Annotated in this window: 21 protein-coding genes; 8 read left to right on the forward strand and 13 right to left on the reverse strand. The window is 72.2% G+C overall.

Translation table 11 applies throughout. The annotated features are described in order from the left end of the window. Window positions 1-139: 139 nt before the first annotated feature. From CLT71_RS11970 to CLT71_RS11980, 3 genes are all read left to right on the forward strand, one after another. Window positions 140-1201 carry an AAA family ATPase gene (locus tag CLT71_RS11970; RefSeq protein WP_101367163.1) on the forward strand — a complete coding sequence of 354 codons (1062 nt, stop codon included), beginning with the start codon at window positions 140-142 and terminating at the stop codon, window positions 1199-1201. A 2-nt stretch (window positions 1202-1203) separates the two neighbouring features. Then, entirely contained in the window at window positions 1204-2502 is a 1299-nt protein-coding gene (locus CLT71_RS11975; protein ID WP_101371377.1) for a DUF58 domain-containing protein, read from the forward strand. 129 nt (window positions 2503-2631) lie between these two features. Continuing rightward, complete coding sequence (locus CLT71_RS11980; RefSeq protein ID WP_101367164.1) at window positions 2632-5112, forward strand: transglutaminase TgpA family protein; 2481 nt, start codon at window positions 2632-2634, stop codon at window positions 5110-5112. A gap of 326 nt (window positions 5113-5438) precedes the next feature. Here the strand turns inward: CLT71_RS11980 and CLT71_RS11985 are convergent, their stop codons facing one another. The 12 genes from CLT71_RS11985 to CLT71_RS12040 all read right to left on the reverse strand — a co-directional run bounded on the left by CLT71_RS11985 (window position 5439) and on the right by CLT71_RS12040 (window position 15899). Beyond that, window positions 5439-5825, reverse strand: a complete 387-nt coding sequence (locus CLT71_RS11985; protein WP_101367165.1) for a DUF3040 domain-containing protein — start codon at window positions 5823-5825, stop codon at window positions 5439-5441. 115 nt (window positions 5826-5940) lie between these two features. Next, window positions 5941-7200: a DNA polymerase IV gene (locus CLT71_RS11990; protein ID WP_101367166.1), complete on the reverse strand. Its 1260-nt coding sequence runs from the start codon at window positions 7198-7200 to the stop codon at window positions 5941-5943. Between the two features lie 125 nt (window positions 7201-7325). Further along, window positions 7326-8393 (reverse strand): hypothetical protein, encoded by a 1068-nt coding sequence (locus CLT71_RS11995; protein WP_101367167.1) that lies wholly within the window; start codon window positions 8391-8393, stop codon window positions 7326-7328. Further along, entirely contained in the window at window positions 8390-9067 is a 678-nt protein-coding gene (locus tag CLT71_RS12000) for an ABC transporter ATP-binding protein (protein WP_101371378.1), read from the reverse strand. The genes CLT71_RS11995 and CLT71_RS12000 overlap by 4 nt, the downstream gene beginning before the upstream one ends. A gap of 5 nt (window positions 9068-9072) precedes the next feature. Then, complete coding sequence (locus CLT71_RS12005; protein ID WP_101367168.1) at window positions 9073-10119, reverse strand: peptidoglycan-binding domain-containing protein; 1047 nt, start codon at window positions 10117-10119, stop codon at window positions 9073-9075. Between the two features lies 1 nt (window position 10120). Further along, a complete protein-coding gene (locus tag CLT71_RS12010) occupies window positions 10121-10774 on the reverse strand; it encodes a hypothetical protein (protein WP_101367169.1) in 654 nt (217 codons plus the stop codon). A gap of 99 nt (window positions 10775-10873) precedes the next feature. Further along, a complete protein-coding gene (locus tag CLT71_RS12015; RefSeq protein WP_143743443.1) occupies window positions 10874-11197 on the reverse strand; it encodes a hypothetical protein in 324 nt (107 codons plus the stop codon). 171 nt (window positions 11198-11368) lie between these two features. Further along, window positions 11369-12157, reverse strand: coding sequence for a hypothetical protein (locus tag CLT71_RS12020; protein ID WP_101367171.1), 789 nt, complete (start codon window positions 12155-12157; stop codon window positions 11369-11371). Next, window positions 12154-12696 carry an RNA polymerase sigma factor gene (locus CLT71_RS12025; RefSeq protein ID WP_101367172.1) on the reverse strand — a complete coding sequence of 181 codons (543 nt, stop codon included), beginning with the start codon at window positions 12694-12696 and terminating at the stop codon, window positions 12154-12156. Before CLT71_RS12025 ends, CLT71_RS12020 begins: the two co-directional genes overlap by 4 nt. A 36-nt stretch (window positions 12697-12732) precedes the next feature. Further along, window positions 12733-13635, reverse strand: coding sequence for an AfsR/SARP family transcriptional regulator (locus tag CLT71_RS12030; protein ID WP_101367173.1), 903 nt, complete (start codon window positions 13633-13635; stop codon window positions 12733-12735). Window positions 13636-13857: 222 nt separating this feature from the next. Next, on the reverse strand, window positions 13858-15165 hold the full coding sequence (locus tag CLT71_RS12035; RefSeq protein WP_101367174.1) for an alkaline phosphatase family protein: 1308 nt from the start codon (window positions 15163-15165) through the stop codon (window positions 13858-13860). Continuing rightward, window positions 15162-15899 carry a methyltransferase domain-containing protein gene (locus tag CLT71_RS12040; protein WP_101367175.1) on the reverse strand — a complete coding sequence of 246 codons (738 nt, stop codon included), beginning with the start codon at window positions 15897-15899 and terminating at the stop codon, window positions 15162-15164. Before CLT71_RS12040 ends, CLT71_RS12035 begins: the two co-directional genes overlap by 4 nt. Before the next feature lie 157 nt (window positions 15900-16056). Between CLT71_RS12040 and CLT71_RS12045 the strand changes: the two genes are divergently transcribed. From CLT71_RS12045 to CLT71_RS12065, 5 genes are read left to right on the forward strand one after another with little or no spacing between them, the layout of a single operon-like run. After that, window positions 16057-16590 carry an RNA polymerase sigma factor gene (locus CLT71_RS12045; RefSeq protein ID WP_486483217.1) on the forward strand — a complete coding sequence of 178 codons (534 nt, stop codon included), beginning with the start codon at window positions 16057-16059 and terminating at the stop codon, window positions 16588-16590. Window positions 16591-16601: 11 nt separating this feature from the next. Further along, window positions 16602-17402, forward strand: coding sequence for a zf-HC2 domain-containing protein (locus CLT71_RS12050; RefSeq protein WP_486483218.1), 801 nt, complete (start codon window positions 16602-16604; stop codon window positions 17400-17402). 44 nt (window positions 17403-17446) lie between these two features. Beyond that, the gene (locus tag CLT71_RS12055; protein ID WP_101367178.1) at window positions 17447-18199 is read left to right on the forward strand and encodes an ABC transporter ATP-binding protein; all 753 of its coding nucleotides are present in this window, start codon (window positions 17447-17449) and stop codon (window positions 18197-18199) included. Beyond that, a complete protein-coding gene (locus CLT71_RS12060; RefSeq protein WP_101367179.1) occupies window positions 18196-19464 on the forward strand; it encodes an ABC-2 transporter permease in 1269 nt (422 codons plus the stop codon). Before CLT71_RS12055 ends, CLT71_RS12060 begins: the two co-directional genes overlap by 4 nt. Continuing rightward, entirely contained in the window at window positions 19461-20078 is a 618-nt protein-coding gene (locus tag CLT71_RS12065) for a hypothetical protein (RefSeq protein WP_101367180.1), read from the forward strand. Before CLT71_RS12060 ends, CLT71_RS12065 begins: the two co-directional genes overlap by 4 nt. A gap of 30 nt (window positions 20079-20108) precedes the next feature. On the opposite strand, the gene CLT71_RS12070 is transcribed toward CLT71_RS12065, so the two are convergent. Beyond that, window positions 20109-23465 carry an error-prone DNA polymerase gene (locus CLT71_RS12070; protein WP_101367181.1) on the reverse strand — a complete coding sequence of 1119 codons (3357 nt, stop codon included), beginning with the start codon at window positions 23463-23465 and terminating at the stop codon, window positions 20109-20111. Between the last annotated feature and the right edge of the window lie 56 nt (window positions 23466-23521).

Genomic DNA, 23521 nt, shown 5'->3' on the forward strand with positions numbered 1-23521 from the left:
CGGCTCTCCCGCCGAATACGGTTAGCCTGAGTGATGCGGGTGATCCGGTTACTCCGGACGGACGTATTCTCCCGCGAACCATACGGTCGACCCAACGACTCTTACTAGGCGACGGCCGTGATCGACGAGGAGGAGGCCCGTGACTCAACAGACCTGGGACGAACTGGGCGGCGCGCTGCCGAGTGACCAGTTCCGTACCGCCAGCGACGCGATCGTGGCCAACATCGAAGAGGTCATCGAGGGCAAGACCGCGACTGTGCGGCTCGCCCTCGCCGTGTTGTTGGCCGAGGGCCATCTCCTGATCGAGGACGTACCCGGCGTCGGCAAGACCAAACTGGCAAAGGCGCTCGCCCGGTCGATCGACTGCTCGGTCCGGCGCATCCAGTTCACTCCCGACCTGCTGCCCAGCGACGTCACCGGGGTCAGCGTCTACAACCAGGAGACGCACGACTTCGAGTTCAAGCCGGGCGCCGTCTTCGCCAACCTGGTGGTCGGCGACGAGATCAACCGGGCCTCGCCGAAGACCCAGTCCGCGCTGCTGGAGAGCATGGAGGAGCGGCAGGTCACGGTCGACGGTGTCACCTACGAACTGCAGACGCCGTTCATGGTGATCGCCACCCAGAACCCGATCGAGATGGAGGGGACCTATCCGCTGCCGGAGGCGCAGCGCGACAGGTTCACCGCCCGGATCGCGATGGGCTATCCGGACCCGGGTGCCGAGCTGGCCATGCTGGACGTGCACGGCGGCCGGGACCCGATCCACGAGCTGCGGCCGGTCTCCGACGCCGCCACCGTACGCCAACTGATCGCCACGGTCCGCGACGTGCACGTGGCCGACGCCGTCAAGCAGTACGCCGTCGACCTGGTGACCGCCACCCGGGAATCCCCCGACCTGCGGCTCGGCGCCTCCCCCCGGGCCACCCTGCAACTGCTGCGCACCGCCCGGGCGGTCGCCGCACTGGAGGGACGCGACTACGTCCTCCCCGACGACCTCCAGGCGCTGGCCGTGCCGGTACTGGCGCACCGGGTCATCTCCACCGCCGACGCGCAGCTCGCCCGGCGTACCACCGACGCGATCATCTCCGACCTGGTGCACCGGCTGCCGTTGCCGCACGAACGGCAGCGCTCGCCGTACGACACCCGGCCACCCTCCGGGGACGGCAGCACCGGACGCTCGCAGTACGAGCCGCGGAGGCGATGACGGTGCGCGAGGCGCTGCGCGGTCTCACCACCCGGGGGCGGTCCTTTCTCGCCGCCGCCGTGGCAGCGGCGATCTCCGCGCTGATCCTCGGCGAGAAGGACCTGCTCCGGGTCGCCATCCTGCTCGGCGTACTGCCGCTGCTCGCCGCGCTCTACGTCGGGCGCAGCCGCTACAAGCTCGCCTGCAGCCGCTCGCTGGAGCCGCACCGGGTGCCGGTCGGGGCCAGCTCCCGGGTGGTGCTCCGGTTGCAGAACATGTCCCGGCTGCCGACCGGGACGCTGCTGCTGGAGGACCGGCTGCCGTACGCGCTCGGCAGCCGTCCCCGGGTGGTGCTGGAACGCCTCGGCGCGCACCAGGCCAGCTCGGTGGCGTACACGGTCCGGGCCGACGTGCGCGGCCGTTACGAGGTGGGCCCGCTGGTGATCCGGCTCACCGACCCGTTCGGGCTCTGCGAGCTGACCCGGGCGTTCCCCAGCGTCGACCCGCTCACCGTCATCCCGCAGGTCACCCCGCTCCCCTCGGTCCGGCTGGCCGGCGAGTACGCCGGGACCGGCGAGAGCCGGGCCCGTTCGGTGGCGGTACACGGCGAGGACGACGCGGCGACCCGGGAGTACCGGCGCGGCGACGACCTGCGCCGGGTGCACTGGAAGTCGACTGCCCGCACCGGCGAGCTGATGGTGCGCCGGGAGGAGCAGCCCTGGGAGAGCCGGGCGACGGTGGTTCTCGACACCCGGGCGTTCGCGCACCGGGGCGAGGGGCCGACCGCCAGCTTCGAGTGGGCGGTGTCGGCGGTGGCCAGCATCGCCGTGCACCTGCGGCAGGCCGGCTACAAGCTCCGGCTGGTCAGCGACTCCGGCATCGACGCCAGCGCGAACGACGCCGGTGGTGAGGGACTGCTGCTGGACTACCTCGCCGACGTCCGGCTCAGTCAGCGCGGCGACGTGGCTACGCTTGTCGAGCGGGTACGGCAGCGCTCCGACGGCGGGCTGGTCATCGCGCTGCTCGGCACGTTGACCACGGCCGAGGCGGACCTGCTGGCCGGACTGCGTGGCAACGGGGCGACCTGCATCGCGTTCCTGGTGGACAGCTCGACCTGGCTCAACCTGAACCCGCAGGCCCGGGAGGAGGCGAACCACGCACACGGGGCTGCCGCGCTCGGGCTGATGCGCAGCGGCTGGCGGGTGGTGGGCGTCGAACACGGCAGCAAGCTGCCGGCGCTCTGGCCGCAGGCGGCCCGGGGTTCGCAGGGTTTCGCCTGGCGGGCCGTACTGGCCGAGACGGTCGCCGGTGGAGTGCGGTGACCGTCGCCACTGGAGTGCGGTGACGCCACCGGTGGAGTGCGGTGACGGTCGTGTGGACGGGACCGGCGAGGTGGATGAGGGCGGCGCAATGAAACCGATCGACAGCACCGGCACGGACGGGAAGATGTGATGAGGGGACGCCGACACCTGGGATTCGTGGCGGCTGCGGCCACCCTGCTCGCCGCCGCGCCGATGTCCACCATCTACGAGCGGTGGACCTGGCTGGTGCAGTGCACGATCGTCGTCGGGCTGATCGCCGGGGCGGCCACCCTGACCCGCTGGTGGCGGGCGCCGATCTGGGCACAGGGGCTCGGCATGGTCGCCGCGCTGCTGTTCGGGCTGACCTGGATCTTCCCGAGCGGGGAGGAGATGCTCTCCCTGCTGCCCACCCCCGGCACCATCACCCACTTCGGCTCACTGATCGCCAGTTCCGGCGAGGACATGCGCGCGTACGGCGTACCGGTGCAGGACCTGAACTCGCTGCTCTTCCTGACCGCGCTCGGGGTCGGCGGGGTGGCGATCGTGGTGGACCTGCTCACCGTCGGGATGCGCCGTCCCGCCCTGGCCGGGCTGCCGATGCTGGCGATCTACTCGGTGCCGGTGGCTGTACACGTCGACAGCGTCTCGGCGGTGCCGTTCGTGATCGGGGCGGTCGGCTTCCTCTGGCTGCTCGCCGCCGACAACGTGGACCGGGTACGCCACTTCGGACGGCGGTTCACCGGCGACGGGCGGGACGTGGACGTCTGGGAGCCGTCACCGCTGGCCGCCGCGGGTCGCCGGCTGGCGGTGATCGGCGTCGCGGTGGCCGTGCTGCTGCCGCTGGCCGTACCGGGGATGACCTCGGGGCTGCTCAGCCAGTTCAACAGCGGCGGCGGCCCGGGCGACGGCAGCGGCCGGGCCGGGCAGGGTGGCTCGCCGGGCCGGGTGAACCTCTTCGCCCAGCTCAGCGGTGAACTCAACCGCTCCGAGCAGCGCGACATGGTACGGGTGAGCACCAACGACCCCGATCCGTTCTACCTGCGTTTCGCGGTCGCCGACGACTTCTCCCGGACCGGTTTCGGGCCGCGCTCCCCGGAGGGGACGCCGGTGACCCAGGGTCTGCCGGATCCGCGCGAGGTGAGCCGGGCTGCCCCGGGCATCAGCCGCGACCAGTACAACGCGGACGTCGAGATCCTCGACTTCGCCATGCCGTTCCTGCCGGTCTACACCGCCCCGGTGAACACCCGGCAGGTCGACGGGAACTGGCGCTACGACGCCACCATGCAGGTCCTCTACTCGGAACGGGCGTCGTCGCGGAACAAGAAGTACTCCTTCGACTTCGTCCGCTCGGAGTACACCCCGGCGGCGCTCGCCGCGGCACCGACGCTGGCGCCGGAGCACGCGTTCCGCAAGCTCTACACCACCGTCGAACCGGTACGGGAGGTGCAGGAACTCGTCACCCGGCTGACCACCGGCAAGCGGAACGACTACGAGCGGGTCCGGGCGATCTACGACCACTTCTCCCGGAAGAACGGCTTCGGCTATGCCCTGAACACCGAGGGTGGCACCAGCGGGCAGGACATCGTCAACTTCCTCACCAACAAGGTCGGCTTCTGCCAGCAGTACGCCGCCGCGATGACCTGGCTGGTCCGCGAGGCCGGCGTACCGGCCCGGGTGGCCTTCGGCTTCACCAGCGCCAACCGGTCGGGCAACACCTACACGCTCACCAACAACAACCTGCACGCCTGGACCGAGGTCTACTTCACCGGGATCGGCTGGGTTCCGTTCGACGCCACACCAGCGGCCAGTGTCACCGGCTCGTGGCGTTCGCAGTGGGCACCGGACCCGGACGCGCCCGAGCAGACCTCCACCTCCCCGACGACGCCGACCGGCCCCACCACCGACCCGTCGGCCAATCCGTCGGCGGCGGACGGTACGGACCGGCCGCTCGACGAGGCGTTCGACGGCACCGCCGGGATCGCCCCGGAGAGTGGGCCGAACTGGCCGCTCTGGGTACTCACCGGGGTGGTGCTGCTGGCCCTGCTGCTGACCGTGCCCGCGCTGCGGCGGATGCTGCTCCGGCGGCGCCGCCAGACCCGGGCCGCCGCCGCGGCCAGCGCCCTGGCCTCGGTGACCGCGGGCGAGAACGCGGCGCCCGGGGTGGCCCGGGTGGTGCTCAGCGACTCCGAACTGGCCCGGGCCCGCGCCGACGCGCACGCCGCCTGGGACGAGCTGGTCGACACCCTTGTCGACTTCCGGGTCCGGGTGGATCCGGCGGAGACGCCCCGGGCCACCGCCGACCGGCTGGTCCGGGAGGGGCTGACCGCCGGCAGCGCCGACGAGGCGATCCGGCTGCTCGGGCACGCCGAGGAACGCGCCAGGTACGCCCGGGAGCCGCTGCGGGCCGGTCCGCTGGCCGAGGCTCTCCGCTCGGTACGCCGGGCGCTGAGCGCCGGAGCCGACCGGCGTACCCGGCTGGTGGCGGCCACCCTGCCGCCGTCGGTACTCTTTCGCTGGCGATTGGCGATCATGGATCTGTCGGCCGGGATCGTCGGGCTGACCGGCCGGGTCCGGGACCGTATGCTGCGGTGGAGCCCTCGACGGGTGCTCGCCGGACGTGCGTCCCGCTGATCCGGGCTGCCGGTAACGCCTACCGAGCTGGAAGGGCCCACTCCGCGAGTCGCGGGGTGGGCCCTCGCTCTGCTGTCGACCTGGGTACGACGCCCGTGAGGCGGATCACAGCACCCTCGAAGGCGGAAACCGGCACCCGCTGACCGCGATGAAGGAACCGCCCCAGGGCCGGCAGAGCCGAACGCGGCCCACGGGCGGCTGCCCCGAACGGCCGGCGGAAAAACGCGCCGCTGACGGCGGGTGTGCGGGCATGGAGAATTGCCACTGGTCGCCGGGACGGATCCCGACGGTACCGTCAACGGGGCGTACCCCACGGACGGGAACGGTCAGCGGTGGCCTTCCGGCCGCTGACGCCACCTCTCCTCGAGTCGGTCGATCAACGACAGGCGTCGCCCGCTGCGGACTCGGCGGCTGGTGGTGCCGCCGACCACGTGCAGGTCGGGTGACTGCGCCTTACGCTGCGACAGCATCGCGAACGCGGCCGCACCGAGCATCACCACGAAGCCCGCCACTCCGAGCAGCGGAGTTTTGCTCACCGTGCCGTAGACGACCAATGCAAGGCCAGCGATGATGACGCTGACCGCGACGAGCAGGCGACGTCGCGCGTGGAAACGCGGATCGCTGGCGCGCACAGCCGAGGCGAACTTGGGGTCCTCGGCAAGCGACTGCTCGATCTGCTCGAACAGCCGCTGCTCGTGCTCCGAGAGCGGCACGGCACTCCTCCCCGGTCACGTTGGCCGGTCCGCTCGGACCGACAGACCGTGGCAGCCAACCGGCTGCTTACCCGCCAGTCTACGAGGGGGGTCGCGGGTCGGAAAGCGGGACGACCTATGGCCGCGTCGGATTTTCCGTCCGGCGCAGGTCGTCGTGCCCCAGGAGACTCGCTGGGCGTACCACGGAACGCCCGAATCGGGCGGCCGCGGCGTCCGCGGCGGCCTCCGCCTCCCGCCAGCCGTGCTCGGGCGCGCCGAGCGCGAGCTGTCGGGGTGTCTGATCGCCGTCGCTGAGCCCCTCGACCCGGATGCCGATCAGCCTAATCCGGTCACCGGGGCCGAGTGCGTCGAACAACGCCCAGGCGGTGTCGAACACCTCCCGGGTGACGTCGGTCGGACCGCCCAGGGTGCGGGACCGGTTGACCGTGCGGAAGTCGGCGAACCGGACCTTGATCGAAATTGTCCGGCCGACCTGCCCGGCCCGGCGCAGCCGGACCCCGACCTTCTCGGCGAGCGCCAGCAGGGCCCGCCGGAGCGTTTCCGGATCGGCCAGGTCGGTGTCGAAGGTGACCTCGGCGCCGATCGACTTCTCCGCGTGCTCCGGGCTGACCCGACGCGGATCGCGCCCCCAGGCCAGCTCGTGCAGGTGCGCCGCTGCCGCGTCACCCAGGCTGCCCCGGAGCAGCCCGACCGGCGCCTCGGCGATGTCCCGGACCGTACGCAGGCCGAGCCGGCGCAGCGTCTCCGCCGCCCGCTCCCCCACCCCCCAGAGCGCCTCGACCGGCAGCGGGTGCAGGAACTCCAGCACCCGGTCGACCGGTACCACGATCAACCCGTCCGGCTTGGCCCGGCTGGAGCCGAGCTTCGCCACGAACTTGGTCGGCGCCACCCCGACCGAACAGGTCAGCCGCTCCTGCTCGGCCACCCGGGCCCGGATCAGCCGGGCGATCTCGGCCGGCCTGCCGAGCAGCTTGCGCGCCCCGGCGACGTCGAGGAAGGCCTCGTCGAGCGAGAGGGGCTCGACCAGCGGCGTCACGTCACGGAAGATCTCCATCACCGCACGGGAGGCGGCAGTGTATTGCGCGAAGTCGGGTGGCAGGAAGACCGCCGAGGGGCAGAGCGCCCGGGCCCGCATCGTCGGCATCGCGCTGCGCACGCCGTACTCCCGGGCCTCGTAGCTGGCCGAGCTGACCACGCCGCGGGTGCCGGTCCCGCCGACCACGACGGGCCGGCCCCGCAGGTCGGGCCGGCGGCGGACCTCGACCGCGACGAAGAACGCGTCCATGTCGACGTGCAGGATCGGCGAGCCGGAGTCGTCGGCGTCCGCGCCGAAGCGCGGATCACCGCCGCGTGGCACGGTGTGGCTGCGACCCATACCGGCAGGTTAACCCGGGGGTACGACGGGACCGGCCGACAACTCCGGCTGGCACCGTCGCCGGTCGCCCTGCAACCGCGGCACTCCTACCCGGGTCTCCGCCCCGGCGCCGTCCCGGTCGGGGTTCAGCGGTTCTTGAAGTACCCGAACAGGTGCTTCTCGCGGATGGTGCACAGGGCCAGGACCGCACCGACGAGCGCGGCCAGCACCGCGGCGACCGGCCCCCGGATGTCGATCAGATAGACGTCCCCCGGATCGCTGCTCCCGGCCAGGACGACGCCGAACAGCAGTGCGCAGGCGGCGAGGAGCAGCGCACCGCAGGACCACACGGCTGTCTCCACCAGGTGTGTGGCCAACAGGGCGCGGCGGGACTGGGCGAGGTGCAGCGCCCCGGCGATCTCCAGCCGCCGCATCCGGACCGCCAGGAAGCCCAGCACCAGTCCCACCAGGAGGCAGCCGTGCAGCGCGTACCGGGTGGGCCGGTCGGTGAACTCCCGTACCCCGTAGAACCGGTTGCCGAGACTCGTGTTGAGCTGGCCGACGTTGACCGGATCGGTGGAGCTGGTGTCCACCGCGAGCGCGGTGTAGAGCAGGTCGTCCCGCGCCTGCGAGAACGGCCAGATGTTCGCCCAGCACTCGTCGAAGGTGCCGGTCGCTGGCTGCGGGACCAGCGCGGCGTAGTTGAGTCGGCTGTCGCGGCCGTCCTCCGGATAGTCGTAGACGCCCGCCACGGTCAGCGTTCCCCGGGTGGTCGCCATCTCCTGCCCCGGCCGCACACCAAGGGTCTCGGCGAGTTGGGCGGAGAGCCACACGCCGGCCGGGGCGGACGGGTCACCGCCCAGCACCTTGAGCAGCCCTGGGGTCACCGCGTACGCCTGCACCGGGTTGGCGATCATCGCCCGGAACACGACCGGCTCGGTCTCACGGAGCGCTCCCGCCGACCCGATCCCGGATATCCGGGCGAGCCGCTCACAGGCCGCCGCGTCGGTCGACTTCCGCGCGACCAGCACCCGCACCGACGCGCCGGAGGAGACGAACCCGGCGGCCCGCTGCTCCATGTCGATGACCGACCGGGCGTCGGCGATGGCCAGACCGGAACTGGTCGTGGCCAGGGCGACCGCCAGCAGCAGGGCTCGGGTCGTCCCGGTGACGATGTTCCGGTACGCCTCGGAGAAGATCGACCGCAGTCTCATCCGCCCGGATCACCCTCCCGTACGTCGTCGGTGCCGGTGCGCCCCCGCTCGGCGTGCAGAGCCGGGGCGGACAGGTCGATGACCTGCGTGCAGGCGGCCCGGGTGTGCGGGTCGTGGGTGGCGATCACGACGATGGTGCCGTCCTGGGCGACGGCGCCGAGCGTCTCGTTGACCGTCGCCGCCGTCACGATGTCGAGCTGGGCGGTCGGCTCGTCGACCAGCAGCAGGTCGGGCTCGGAGCAGACCGCACGGGCCAGCATCAGCCGCTGCGCCTCACCGCCGGACAGCTCCCGGAACGGCTGCCGCGCCGCCCGGTCCAGGTTGAACCTCGCCAGCACCTCCAGTGCGCGCCGTTCCGCGACGCGACGAGCCTGCCCCCTGGCCAGCAGCGGAAGGCACACATGGTCGAGGACCGTGCGCCGTGGCACGCCGTACGGGTTCTGGAAGACCCAGCCGGTACGTTCGACTCCGCGCATCTCCACCCGGCCCTCGGTCGGGGTCACCCAGCTGGCGAGGATCGACAGCAGCGTCGACTTCCCCGAGCCGGACGGGCCGCACAGGCCGACGATCTGCCCGGGGCGCAACTCGAAGTCGAGATCGGTGAACAGGTGGGCCGTGCCGGGAAAGCGGTGCCCGAGCCCGACGCCGGTGACGAGTTTCCGGGCCTCCGTCACCGGCCTCACCCGCACGAGTCGAGGGTGATCGACGACCCGAGGTCGACGTGCGCCGGCAGGTCGGTCCCGGGCCCGTCGGCCGCCGGCACCACCAGCGTCGCACCGAGCTTCGACCCGACGATCGTCACCGGGTACGCCTCCGGGCCGGACTGGACGCACCCGCGATCCCCCTCGACGCCGAACAGCGCCCCCGGCGGTACCTTCAGGGTCCGCAGGCCCTCCCGCAACGAGATGACCGCGGTCAGTTCGGGCTCCTCGTCGCTCGCCTCGACCAGGCGGTACTCCCGGGTGCCGGCCACCTTGGCCAGGAACGCGGCGTCGGTGGCGGTGCCGTCCTCGTTCAACGGTCCGGTGACACCCATCAGGGCCATCACCCGGGCCCCGGGGGCGCCGGTGGACGGCATCGACTCGACGACGACCGAGGTCAGCCGCGCCGCCACCTTGGCGAACGTCTGGCCCGACGACACGTACGCGCCCTGCACCAGCTCACAGGACTCCGGCACCACCGAGCTGGCGGGCAGCCACAGGATCTCGCCGACCGTGATCGCGCCGTCCGGCCGGGATACTCCGGCGGCCCTCTGCAGCTTCTTCACCGCCGTCGCCGTCCGGCGGTCGTACCTCCCGCCCGTGCCGACCCGGTGACCGAGCCGGACCAGCTCACGCTGGAGCGCCTTGACGTCACCGCCCCGGGTGCCGCGCCCCAGGTCGCGGTAGAGCGGCGTCGAGGTGGCCAGTGCGAGGATCGGGGTGTTGTCGATCCGGGCGACCGCCCGGCCCGAGCGCAGCGGCCGGCCGACCGCGCAGGATGTCGTGGTGACCCGGCCGGCGATTCCCACGACCAGCGGCGGAGCCGCCGCCTTGCGGAGGGAGATCTTCACCGTACGCTCGTCGACGAGTTCCTCGCGGCCGACCGGCGCCGACGTCACCTCGGTCGCTGCCTGCAGCGTCCGCGGTGCGGTGGCCGGCCGGAGCAGGAAACCCGTCGCGCCGGCCGTGCTGGCCAGGATCACCCCCGCGAGCAGGGCCGTGCCCAGGGTCCGACCGCTCGCCACCTCAGCCGCCGCTCTGCGGGGTTCTGTTGATCACGAGCGCGATCCCGCCGGCGGTCAGGCACTTCTGCGCCTCGGCGTTCATCGGGTCGAAATCGGTCATGTCCTCGACATCGGCCTGGAGGAACGTGGTGAGCTTCTCCACGGTGTAGTCGGGCGGCACCAGACCTACCTTGATCAGGCAGCGCACCACCACCAGCTTCGGATCGGCCAGCAGCTCGGGGTTGTCGACCTGGGTCCGGTAGAGCGCTTCGATTGTGGCCAGGCCGGCATTCTGCGCGCACTTCGTCATGACCTTGCCGTAGGCGTCGACGTCCTCGATGCCCGACGGCGGGGTGACCCGGTAGGTCCCGTTCGGCAGCTTGGTGTACGTCTCGTCGAGGTCGGCGTCCTGCGCGCACTGGCGGTACCGGTTGAACGCCTCCTCGTAGTCCGCCGGGTCGATCTTGCCGCTTTTGATGGCCCGGTCCAGCGCCGCCCGCTCGAAGTCCGACCTGGCCCGGGTGCGGGCGTCCTTGAACTGCTCCACCAGGGGCTTCATCCGCTCGTCCGTGCCACGGTGGGGCAGGCCGTCGGTCGTCTTCGACTCGCTCGCGCAGGCCGAGAGGCCGATCAGCGCCGCCATCAGTACCGCCGGCCAGATCCTGGCTGACCTCATCTCCCGCTCCAATCTGGTTTTCCCCTACACCGCCGGCCATGGCCACGGAGATCCGTGGCAACCACGGCTCTCGCGTGGCCATGGCCGGCGGTGCCGGGCCTACGAGAAGAAGTTGTCCGCGTTGTGGCTGAACGAGACACCGCTGTCCGCGCGGGCCCACGAGGAGACGGTGTACCAGCCCGAGTAGACGCTGTCGCCGCCGTGCTGGGCGTAGGAGTTGCTCGAGTACGAGCAGTCCGCCGTCTCCGCCTCCGCGTAGGAGGAGTTGAATCCGTGGGTGGTGTAGTCGTAGGCGCAGGCCGCCTGCGCCGGGCTGGCCAGCGCGAGGCTGCCCGCGACCAGCAGGCCGGCCGCGCCAAGCCCCCCTGCCACCCTGGTGCGGAGCCCCGTCCGGAGGCCCCTGTTGACCGATGTCGTCGACATCCCGTGCTCCTCTCGTCGGGCGCCGCCCCGGCCTCCCGGGACCACGGCGCCTCTACAGTGGGGAGTGAGGTGGCCCAACTTCGGCTTGGGCCACCTCGCCTCCCCGAGAAGCATCGACCAGCGTCATAACTGTCGACGCAACTGCCGCGTAACTCCCGGGCGGCCGTGGCGTCAGTCCCCCGTTCCACCGTCGCCCCCGGTTCCGGGTGCCGGCGGTACGCCCGGGGTGGACACCGGATCCTGGTACGCCTCGCCGGGCAGAGCCGCCCTGCCGACCTTGTACCGGACCAGCCCGGTGGTGTCGGTGGATATCCGGATCACCAGCGTGCAACTCGCCGGAACCACTGCGCAGTCGACAGGTGTCGGCCCGGTACCGACCATCTCGCTGGAGGCACGGACCTGCCCGCTTCCGTTGCCGCCGGCCTGGATCCGTACGCCGACCAGCCTCGGGGACACCGGGACCAGTTCGATCTCGACGTCCTTGCCGACCGCCCGGAACGCCTCCACGTACCGGGCGCGGTCGGCGAGCGGGTCCTTGATCCGGGCGACGAAGAACTCCCCCTCCTGCCGGATCTCGATCGCGGAGTTGGCGTAGGAGGTGGCGGTGCCCGTCCCGTCCGACAGCAGGCTGGGGCCGAGCACCACGGCAGCGGTCACGGCGACCAGGGCGGCCGTCGCCAGCCCCCACCTGCGGATCGGCCGGCCGCGCCACCGGGAACCCGGCACCGGACGCTCGGGACGCCCCGAGGACGGCACCGGCCGCGCCGACCCCCCGGACGACGGCACGGGACGCGCCGGACGGTCCGACGACGGCGCCGGACGTTCCGGCCGGGCCTGCTCGGTCAGCAGCGCGGCCAGCAGTGTCCGGGCGGCCGGGCCGGACGCGATCCCGGTCAGCTCCTCGTCCCGTACCCGGGACAACCTGGCCAACTGGCGTTCTGCCCGTGTCGAGTCGGTCATCGGGTCTCCCTCCCTGACATCGCCGGCCAGTCTGTCGAGACGCCGGCCGTCGCCAGCTCGCGGACGAGACGTCTGCGGGCCCGGTGCAGCCGGATCCGCACCGCGTTGCGCGAGCACCCCAGCACCTTGGCGATCTCGCCGTGGTCCAGGCCCTCCCAGGCGACCAGTGAGAGCAGCTCCCGGTCGTCGTACGGCAGACCGCGGAGCGCCTGACCGATCGTGCCCAACTCGGCACATTCCTCCGCGCTCCGCTGGTACAGCGGGGTGACCTCGGCGGCGAGCGCCACCGACAGGTCGTGCCGTCGGGCCGCCTGGCGCCGCTGGTTGGCCAGCACGTTGCGGGCGACGCCGTACAGCCAGAGCCGGGCCTGGTCACCGGTTGGCACCACGTCCATCCGGCGCCAGGCGATGGCGAACGTCTCCGCCACCACGTCGGCCGCGTCCTCCGGGCTGTCACATCGACGCACGGCGAAGCCGAGGATGCGGTGAAACGTGGCGGCATAGATCGCCTCGAAGCGACTCTTCCGCTCCTCGTCCATGGGCAGGTGCCCCTCTCCCTCGGCGGGGTACACCCTTTACATGTCCCGGACCGGCCCGGCATTTCCCCATCGGGACAAACGATCGGAATGCTCTCCGGGCCCCCGCCGGATCATGGCGACCAGTTCGTTCCCGTCGACGCCGAGAAGCAACGCCCGGTGCACCTGGGCGATCAGCGGCGCGTCCAGGCCGCTCCTGTCCACCAGATGGTGCCTCGCCCGCCGGTACGTCTCGTCCGTCGCCTCGATCCGCCGGCCGATCAGCGTCTGCGCCGCCATCAACTGCACCCAGGGCCACTCCCGGGACGGGTGCAGTGTGGTCAGCGCCCGGAGAATGCCCAGGGCGTCCTCCGGACTCCCCAGCCGGAGATACCCTTCCGCGATCATCTCCTCGGCCTGGAACCGCAGCTCGTCCAGGCCCGCGGCCTCCACCTGGAGGTCCGGCACGTCCCGCACGTCGACGAGCGCCTCCGGGCCGCGCCACAGCTCGAGCCCCCGGGTGAGGGTCCGCACCGCGCCGGCCGCGTCGTCGGCGCCGTGCCGCGACCGCCCCTCCCGGACCAGCGTCCTGAACAGCTCCGCGTCGACCGCCAACCCGACCGCCGTGAGGCGGTACCCGCCGTGGCTGCGCTCGACGGCCTCTCCCTCGATTGCCTCGAAGAGTCTGCGCAGCGCCCGGATCTGGTTGCGGACCATCTGGATCGCGCTCTCCGGCGGATCGCCGTCCCAGACCCGCTTCACGATCTGGTCGGCAGAGAGCGACACCTCCCGGTGCACGGCAAGGACGGCCAGCACCTTGCGCAGTTGGGCGGGGAGGCCATTGGACCACCCGTCAGCCGTCTCGACATCGACCGGCCCGAGTAGATGAACTGTGGCCGAAAACCCCGTTCTTTCGTGCATTCCGATCCCCCGCTCGCTCATGCACGTCATTTTGGGCAGCATGCCTCACTGCATTTTGTGATCTTCATCATCCCGTATCGACCGGGCCAGATCTGACAAATCATGGACCCGTACGGCCATGCTTACCGTGGCGCTCCACACAGGAAATCGAGCGGCAGTTCGCCGCACGCCGAGCGGTCACAATTGCCGGACGGCATCCATTCCGGGTATGTCCACCCCGGGGATACGCGCGACGCGACCGGGTCTTTCTCGCCCCGGAACGCGCTAGCCGCGAGGCGCGCGTACGGTCAGCAGTGGAATGGTCATCTCGGCCGCCGTGCACGAACCGTGGTACGCCACGAGCGTCGTCTCGATCGGGTTGTGCGTCTTCGAGGCGAGTACGACGGTCGGGGCCAGGCAGGCGACCACCACGTCACCGATACGCGGCAGATGCGCCTCGGGTACCGGACCGAACCAGCCGGCTGAGATCGCCTCCTCCCGGGTCGTCACCCAGGCCTGCTCGCCGAGCACCTCCGACCAGGCGGCCACCACGTCGGCGGTCGCCCCCGGCAGGGTGTGCAGGTAGCGGACCCGCGCCTCGCCGGCCACCAACCGCAGCCCGGCCCACAGCCGGAGATCGGTGTCCAGGTCGTGGCGGCCCTGCGCCGGAATGTCGAGCTGGCCGTGGTCGGCGGTGACCAGCAGTGCGGCGTCCGGCGGCAGTCCGTCGACCAACCTGCCCACCAGCGCGTCGACCTCGGTGACGGCGGAACGCCAGCCGGCCGAGTCGATGCCGCTGACGTGGCCGTGCCGGTCCACCTCCGGGTGGTAGCCGTAGACCAGGGTCGGGCCGTCCCCGGCGGTGAGCGCGCCGAGCATTTCGGTGGCCAGCGCGTCGGCGTCCTCCGCTCCCCGGTGCGTCCCGCTGCGGTAGGCGGCCACACTCAGCCCGGTGTTCGCCAGTGCCGACCTGCTCACCACGGTCACCGCCACCCCGGCCGCCTCGGCCCGCTGCAACTGGGTCGGCAGCGGCTGCCAACGGTGCGGATCGGGGTCGTCGCCGGACCCGGTGGCGGGGCTGGGCACCGGGCCGCCCGGCGTCGACCAGGAGCCACTGGGGCGGTCGCCGCCGACGGGTGAGCCCGGACCACCGCCGGGAAAGGTCGGACCGTCGACCGTCGACCTGGGCCAGTCGATGTGCGTGAGTATCCGGTCGGTGCCGGGCACGTTGACGTGGAAGCCGAGTACCCCGTGTGCGCCGGGTGCGGCCCCGGTGCCGAAGCTGACCAGGCTGGTCGGGGTGGTGGAGGGAAACCCGCAGGTGAGCGGGCGTCCGAACCGGGCGGCCAGGTCGGTAAGCATCGGTGCGTGCGGGGCGGCGGTCGGCAACTGGTACCAGCCGAGCCCGTCGACGAGCAGCACCGCGATCCGGCGTACCCCGGCGAGCTGGTCGGCCAGTCCGAGCGGATCTGACCGGTCCGCCGCCCCGGCGGGTACGCCGAGCACCGACAGTGCGCTGGGCAGCACGTCGGAGAGGCTGCCGCCGAAGTAGTGCGGGCGGACCAGGTCGAGTGGGTGGAGTGGAATCGTCATGCCGGACGGCGGGCGAACAGGTGCAGCTGGGCGGCGATGTCCCGGTACGGCGGCAGGGCCGAGGCGGCCAACTCCAGCTCCAGCAGGGCCGGCGGATCCGCCTCGGCGGCCACCGCCGGGATCAGGTCGGCGAATACGCGTACCCCGTGGATCTGTTCGACCGCCAGCCCGGCCACCTCCAGCAGCGCGGTGGCGCCGTCGGCGTCGTAACGCCGGCGCAGGGTGTCCCGGGGCCCGGCGTGCCCGTCCGGGTCACGCAGCAGGGTGGCGGCGACCTCCAGGTGCCCGTTCGTGACCCGGCTCAGCACCGCGGCGGCCCGGTTCGCCACAAGTACGCTCGCCGCGCCGCCGGGGCGCAGTGCGGTGCCGATCGCCCCGACCACTCCGGCCGGATCGTCGACCACCTCCAGTACGGCGTGGCAGAGCACCAGGTCGGCACTGGCCGGCTCGACGAGTCCGGCGAGGGCGTCACCGTCGCCCTGCACGGCGCGTACCCGATCGGCGACCCCGGCCTCGGCGGCCCGCCGGGTCAGCGCGGCGAGCGCGTCCGGACTGGCGTCCACCACCGTCACCCGGTGACCGGCCTCGGCCAGCGGCACCGCGAAGCCGCCGGTCCCGCCGCCGACGTCGAGCACGGTGAGCGTCCTGCCCTGCTGCCGGGCAAGCTCACGGCGCAGCACGGTCCAGACCACGGCGGTCCGCGGGCCGGTCGGACGGCTCTGGGTTCGCTCCACCCGACGAGCCTAAGCCACCCGGCCCCGACCTGATCGCCGGCTGCCGCACCGGCCGACCCGGGTGTACGCGGTCTGCCGGTCTCGCGCTCGGCGGTTCCGGCGGCGCGTCCGGCCAGGGAGAACCGTTTCCGGCCGGGGCGCGTCCTACCTTCACGTGATGGAGGTTGGCGACGAGGAGTTGCTGCGCCTCGTCGGTACCGGGGACCGGCGGGCGTTCGAGGTCTTCTACGCCCGACACGCGCCCTGGCTGACCCTGCGGCTGCGCCGCCGTTGCCGGGACCCGGAACTCGTCGCCGATCTGTTGCAGGAGACCTTTCTGGCGGTCTGGCGGGCGGCGGGCACCTACCGGGGCAGCGGTGAGGTGGTGGGCTGGGTGTGGACCATCGCCGCGCACCGCCTCGTCGACGCGAGTCGTCGGGCCCTCGCCCGCCCACGGACCGCCGCCACGGCCGACGAGACCCTTCTCGCCTGGTCGCCGTCGGCAGAGGAGGAAGCCATGCTGGACACCTACGACGCGAGGCTGGAGCATGCCCTGCACCGGCTGTCGCCCGAGTTGCGGGCCGTTGTGCAGGCGACCGTCCTCGACGGCTTCACCGTGCGGGAGGCCGCCCTGTTGCTGGGGCTGCCGGAGGGGACGATCAAGACCCGGGCCATGCGGGCCCGGCGGGAACTGCGGGCGGCACTGTCGTGAGTACGCCCCACGTGACCCAGGTCGCCTTGCGGGCCTACGCCGAGGACCGGCTCGCCGATGCCGACGCGTGGTCGGTCGAGGCACATCTCGACCGATGCGAAACCTGCCGGGCCCGACTGCGGTTGGACGAGCCAACCGGACGACTCGTCGCGGTGGTCGGCAGGACGCTCGCGGCGCGCCTGCCGAGCCAGGGACGGACCCGCCCGGGTACCCGACGGCGGCAGGTCGAGGTGTTGCTCGGCGCCGGACCGGCGGCCCGGATCGGCTGGCTCGGTTCGGTCGTCGTCACCCTGGCGCTGGCCGTGGCGGTGGAGGTCGGTTCACTGCCGGCCCGGCAGTGGATACTCCTGCTGGTCGCGCCGCTGCTGCCGGTGCTCGGCGTTGCCGTCTCCTACGGCAGGCACGCCGACCCGCTGCACGAACTGGTCGCCGCCAGCCCGTACGCCGGGTTGCGGATCATGCTGTGGCGGACGTTGTCGGTCCTGGCGGTCACCGTTCCGGTCGCGTTCCTCGCAGGCGCGGTATCCGGGATCGGTACGCCAGCGATGTGGCTGCTGCCCTGCCTCGCACTGACCGGTTCGACACTCGCGCTCGGCTCGCTGATCGAGCCAACCCGGGCCGGTCTGGTGGTGGCGGCCGGATGGGCCGTGCTGGTGCTGCTGCCGCAGGGGGACGCACCACCAGTCCCACCGGGCGGCGACGGCTGGCTGGTCGCTCCGGCGGCCGTACCGGTGTGGCTGGCCGTCATCGCGGCGGCGGTGGCGTTGCTGCTGGCTCGGCAGAGTCGGCTGAGCGGAGAGGTGGCTCCCTGATGTGGGGGCGACAAACCGGAAGCATCAGAGAGCTGGGAGGCACGATGACGGTCAGCGTCGAGGGTCTGCGGGTCGGTTACGGCAGACGGGTCGTACTCGACGACCTCGACCTGGAGTTGACGGTGGGCGTACACGGGCTGCTCGGCCCCAACGGCGCCGGCAAGACGACCCTGATGCGGGTGCTTGCCACGGTCGCCCGACCGGACCGTGGCCGGGTACGACTGCTGGGTCACGACATCGCGGACCGGACCGCGCTCCGGCAGGTGCGCCGACAACTGGGCTACCTGCCGCAGACGTTCGGCTACTATCCGCGGTTCACCGTCCGAGAGTTCGTCGAGTACTTCGCCTGGCTGAAGGAGATGCCCCGATCCCGGGTGCCGCTCGCGGTCGAGCGGGCGTTGGAACGCGTCGAACTACTGGACCGGGCCGACGAGCGGATGAAGCACCTGTCGGGTGGAATGCTGCGCCGGGCCGGCATCGCGCAGGCGATCGTCAACGACCCACGCGTGATTCTGCTGGACGAGCCGACCGCCGGTCTGGACCCGGAGCAGCGGGTCGACTTCCGGGCACTGCTGCGGGCGTTGGGCGTCGATGCCTGCGTACTGGTCAGCACCCACCTGGTCGAGGACATCGGTACGGCGTGCGGCCGGGTCAGCCTGGTCGAGGGCGGTCGGCTGATCTTCACCGGCACGCCCCGGGAACTGATCGCCACGGGTGTGGACGGCGACAGCGGCGACACGGCGGTCGAGCGCGGTTACACCGCCGTGCTGCGCAGTGCCCGGATGGCTCGACAGTGAGGCGTCCGCTACGGGTGGAACTGCGGCGGGGTACGGCACCGGGAGCGGCTCTGCTGATGTTGGGTGTCGGCGGGTGGCTGCTGGCCGTACATCCGGAGGACTGGGGCGGCCGGTGGGCCGGCCTCGCCGGATACCTGCGGACGTCGCTGTTGGTGCTCTGCGCGCTGATGGTCGCCGCCGGTGCCTGGCAGGCCGGTCGGGAGCGGCGCCGAGGCACGGCCGAACTGCTCGGCTCGACGGCCCGGCCGGGCTGGCAACCGCTGGTGGTGGCCTGGCTGGCGGTCTCGCTCGCCGGCACCGCCGGGCTGCTCGCCGCCTTCCTCGGCGCGGCGGTGCTGGTCGGCAGGGTCGCCACCTACGCCGGCGGCGGATGGTGGTGGACCCTGGCGGTGGGCATCCTCGCGCTCTGCACGGCCGCCGCGTTCGGGGTACTGATCGGGCGTCTCGTCCCGCTGCGGGTGGTCGCCCCCATAGCCGGCCTCGGCACCTATCTCGGGCTCGCCGTCCTCAGCTACTGGGACACCAGCGGCGTCAGTTGGCTGTCCCCGGTCCACCCCGGCTCCGGCCCCGAGCGGCTGCTGCCGGCCGGGACGCACGCCCTGCAGGCTGGTTGGCTGCTGGCGTTGACCGGCACGCTCCTCGCGCTGGCGGCCCGGCTGCGTCGGACCGCCCTGCTATCCGGCGTTCTCGCCGCCGCCGTGGCGGTACCGATCGCCACCGGAGCCGGCCCCGACGACCTCCGCGCCGACCCGGGTGCCGTCAAGCCGACCTGCACCACGGAGGGGCCGCAGGTATGCGTGGCCCGGATCAACGGTTTCCTACTGGACGACCTGACACCGATCGTCCAGCCGGTGCTGCGCCGGATGGCTGGCATCCCCGGAGCACCGACCCGGGCGGTGGACGCGGTGCTGCAGGGCGACGGTGAGCCGAGCGGGCCGGCGGACGGCACGCTCTGGCTGTACCTGGGAGGCCAGCCCACCGCGACCGGCGAGGGCCTGGCCAACCTCGGCTGGCTCCACGCCGACCTGCGCCAGGTCGTCACCGCGAACTGCCACCACCGACACCGCAGGCCCGACCAGCGCATCTACCCGACGTTCGAGGTCGCTCGGGCGTGGCTGTTCGAGGAACACCCGGCCCGCGACGCCCACGTCGGGCGGCTCTACACGCTGTCCCTCGACGACCAACGCGCCTGGTTCGCCGCGTTCCTCGCCGCCGCACACCACTGCGACGTTCCGCGCCTGATCGAACTGGGGGAGCTGCCGTGAACGGCCGACTCCTGCTGCTGCACGCCCGGGCCAGAGGTGGCCCGGCATTCGTGCTCGGGATCACTGTCGTGGCGCCACTGGCCTGGATCGCCGGGAACTGGCTCGCCAGCCGGCCCTACTTCGACGGACCCGCCGCCCGGATACCGGTCGTCGCGCTCGCGCCGCTGCTCGCTGTACTGCTACTCGCACCCACCCTCGGCGGGGTCGACGAGGAACTGGAGCGCGGTACCCCGCTGCACTGGCCCAGCTGGCGACTCAGCCACATCCTGCTCGGGGTCGTGTCGATCGGCGCGGCACTGGCCCTGACCGGGCTGCGCGCGCCCGGGGTGTTCGGGGCGTACGCCCTGATCCGCAACACCCTCGGCTACACCGGACTGGTCGCTGCGGCGACAGTGCTCCTCGGCGCCCGCCTGGCCTGGCTGCCCGCGTTCGGGTACGCCTGCGCCGTCTACGCCGCGACTCCCCGGCAGATCGGCGGGTTCGCCGGCGTGTGGGCCTGGCCGCTGCAGCCGTCCGGCGTGGCCGCCTCCTGGCTGACGGTCGCCGTGATCTTCGTTCTCGGCGTGGCCGGCTACCTACGCCGAGGTGCCCGGATCGGCCCCGGTGCCAGATAGCGCACTTCCCTACCCTCAGCTCCTTACACCTCAGCGGAAGTCGCGGGAGGCGGGGGTGACCGGTGGGGTGATCACGTCGAGCCGGTCGGCGACCAGGTTGGTCACCCCGTCGTGCTTCTCCAGCATCCCCCGCACGATCAGCGCGGTGCTGGTCCGGGCGACCTTCCGGTAGCGCTGCCACAGCCCGGGTGAGCAGGTGACGTTGAGCATGCCGGTCTCGTCCTCCAGGTTGATGAAGGTGACCCCACCAGCGGTGGCCGGACGCTGCCGGTGCGTGACGATGCCGCCGACCCGGACCCGGGTGCCGGGTTCGACCTGGGCCAGCCGGGCGATCGGCACCGCGCCGGCCGTGTCGAGCTGGCCCCGGATGAACTGGGCCGGGTGGCTCTCCGGGGAGAGCCCGGTGGCCCAGACGTCCGCGACCAGCCGGTCCACCGCGTCCATCCCGGGCAGGGTCGGCGCCTCGGCTCCGGCGATGGTGCCGGGCAGCCGGTCCGGCTTGTCCTGGGCGGCGGCGCCGGCTGCCCAGAGCGCGGCCCGCCGGGTCAGCCCGAAGCAGGCGAAGGCGTCCGCGGTGGCCAGCGCCTCCAGGTGCGCGGTGGAGAGTCCGACCCGGCGGGCCAGATCCGCCATGTCCCGGTACGCCCCGTGCGCGGTCCGCTCCCGCTCGATCTTCTCCGCCAGGTCGTCGCCGAGGGTACGTATCCCGGACAGGCCGAGCCGGACAGCCGGGCCACCCAGCCCCCACCGGTGCGGCGGTTCACCGGGTGCGCTCCCCCACCGGGTCTGGGAGGTGGATTCCAGGGTGGCCTTGGCGCCGCTGGCGTTGATGTCCGGGCGGCGTACCTCGACGCCGTGCCGGCGGGCGTCGTCGACCAGGGTCTGCGGCGAGTAGAAGCCCATCGGCTGGGCGTTCAGCAGTGCGGCCAGGAACGGCCCCGGGTGGTAGCGCTTGAGCCAGGAGCTGGCGTAGACCAGGTAGGCGAAGCTCATCGCGTGGCTCTCCGGGAAGCCGAAGCTGGCGAAGGCGGAGAGCTTCAGGTAGACGTCGTCGGCGACCTCGCCGGTGATGCCCCGCTCGGCCATCCCGGCGTAGAGCCGGTCCCGGATCTGCGCCATCCGCTCGGCCGAGCGTTTCGACCCCATCGCCCGGCGCAGTTCGTCGGCGCCACCTGCGTCGAAGCCGGCCAGGTCGATCGCGAGCTGCATCAGCTGCTCCTGGAAGAGCGGCACCCCGAGGGTCTTCTCCAGCGCGTTGCGCATCAGCGGATGCGGAAAGGTGACCGGCTCCAGCCCGTTGCGGCGCCGGATGTACGGGTGCACCGAGCCGCCCTGGATCGGACCGGGCCGGATCAGCGCCACCTCCACCACCAGGTCGTAGAACTCCCGGGGCTTGAGCCGGGGCAGGGTGGCCATCTGGGCCCGGCTCTCCACCTGGAACACCCCGACCGAGTCGGCCCGCTGCAACATCGCGTAGACCTCGGGGTCGTCAAGCGACATCGAGCTCAGGTCGAGGGTCGACTCGATCATGTCGTACGCGTAGTGCAGCGCGGAGAGCATGCCGAGGCCGAGCAGGTCGAACTTGACCAGCCCGGCGCTGGCGCAGTCGTCCTTGTCCCACTGGAGCACGGTGCGGCCCGGCATCCGCCCCCACTCGACCGGGCACACCTCGATGACCGGCCGGTCGCAGATCACCATCCCGCCGGAGTGGATGCCCAGATGCCGGGGAAAGGTCTGGAGTTCGTTGGCGTAGGTGATCACGTGCTCGGGGATGTCGTCCACGTCGACCGCCGCCACGCTGCCCCACCTGTCGATCTGTTTGCTCCAGGCGTCCTGCTGGCCGGGCGAGAAGCCGAACGCCTTGGCGATGTCCCGCACCGCCGACCGGGGCCGGTACGAGATGACGTTGGCGACCTGGGCGGTGTGCTCCCGGCCGTACTTGGCGTAGACGTGCTGGATCACCTCCTCCCGGCGGTCGGACTCGATGTCGACGTCGATGTCCGGTGGACCGTCCCGTTCCGGGGCGAGGAAGCGCTCGAAGAGCAGCCGGTGCCGTACGGCGTCCACATTGGTGATCCAGAGCGCGTAGCAGACCGCCGAGTTGGCCGCCGAGCCCCGGCCCTGGCAGTAGATGTCGTTGTCCCGGCAGAACTTCACGATGTCGTAGACCACCAGGAAGTAGCCGGGGAAGCCGAGCGCCTCGATCATCTCCAGCTCGTGGTCGAGTTGCCGGTACGCCTCCGGGTGCGCCTCGCGGGGACCGTACCGCCGCAGCGCGCCGTCCATGGTCAGCTCACGCAGCCAGCTCATCTCGGTGTGCCCGGGCGGCACCGGGTAGTCCGGCAGCCTCGGCGCCACCAGGTTGAGGTCGAAGGCCAGCTCGGCACCGAACTCGGCGGACCGGGCCACCGCGCCGGGATAGGCCGCGAACCGGGCCGCCATCTCCGCCCCGCTGCGCAGGTGGGCGGTACCGGCCGCCGGCAGCCAACCGTCGATCTCGTCCAGGCTGCGCCGGGCGCGTACCGCCGCCAGTGCGGTGGCCAGCCGGCGGCGGGACGGGGTGGCGTAGTGCACGTTGTTGGTGGCCACGGTGGGCAGCCCGGCAGTGGCGGCCAGCTCGGCGAGCGTGTCGTTGCGGTCGCCGTCGTACGGGTCGCCGTGGTCGGTCAACTCCACCGCCACCGTCTCCGCCCCGAAGAGTGCGGCCAACCGGTCCAGTTCCCGGGCCGCCGCCTCGACCCCCTCGGTGAGCAGCGCCGCCGGTACCGTTCCCTTCCGGCAACCGGTCAGCACCAGTACGTGGTCCTTCAGCTCGTGCGCGACCTCTTCCAGCTCGCCGTAGACCGGACGGCCCTTCTCCCCGCCGCGCAGTTGCGCCCGGGCGATGGTGCTGGCCAGCCGGGCGTACCCCTCGGGGCCGTGCGCGAGCACCAGCAGGTGCCGACCGAGCGGGTCCGGTTCGCCGTTCTGCGGGCCGGGCAGCCCGAGCGACAGTTCCGCACCGAAGATGGTGGGCAGCCGCAGCGCCCTGGCCGCCTCGGCGAACCGCACCACCCCGTAGAACCCGTCGTGGTCGGTGACCGCCAGCGCGGTCAGGCCGAGCCGGGTCGCCTCCTCGACCAGTTCCTCGGGATGGCTGGCCCCGTCGAGGAAGCTGAAGTTGGTGTGCGCGTGCAGTTCGGCGTACGGCACGGCGCCCTCGACCGGGGCGGGCAGCTCGGCCGGGGTGTAGCCGGGGCGTTTGCGGGACCAGGCCGGGGAGTCGCCGCCGTCGGCGTCGACCGCGAGCGGGTCCACCACGCGCAGGTGTCCGCCCCGGCGGGAGGGCCTGCCGGAGAGCGCTCGTTCCAGCTCCGACCAGGGCATCTCGGGGTTGTGGAAACTCATCGGACCGCTGCCGCCTGTTCGCCGTCACTGGCGGTGCCCCACTCGATGCCGGTGGC

The organism is Plantactinospora sp. CNZ320 (genome assembly GCF_002846275.1).